This window comes from Arthrobacter sp. Dra40, assembly GCF_059091905.1.
The window spans coordinates 1-325 of sequence record NZ_JBNHHB010000590.1 but is presented as its reverse complement, the minus strand read 5'-3'; the positions used below and the strand labels follow the sequence as shown (position 1 = coordinate 325).

Sequence of the window (325 nt, the reverse complement as noted above, 5' to 3'; positions counted from 1 at the left end):
CGACGTCACAAATGCTGGGCACCTATCACACGAACCTCTTCCATTGTCCTTCGGAAACCACCTCCACGGAGCCGTCGACGACCTTGATAGCTGTCTGTTCGTCGATGGCGTAGGCAGGGACGCCTATGTCGGCGGCCCACCGCTCTGCGTGGGCCAGGGTGTTGCTCGGGAAAGCGTCCAGGTGCGGAAAGATCGAAAAATCCACCACCCCCAGAGTCCGATCATCCGGAGCGGACGGCCACTCGACGAAGTATTCCCCGATCCGGGGCGTCATCACCATGCTTCCGGCACTCACTCCCACCCACACCGTGTCGGGAAGTGACGG

The 325-nt window shown here is 61.5% G+C and carries 1 protein-coding gene; it reads right to left on the bottom strand.

The window, feature by feature from the left end; translation table 11 throughout:
• Positions 1–25: 25 nt before the first annotated feature.
• The coding region (locus AC5RWT_RS38135; protein WP_494084723.1) for a Type 1 glutamine amidotransferase-like domain-containing protein at positions 26–325 on the bottom strand (300 nt) is incomplete at its 5' end.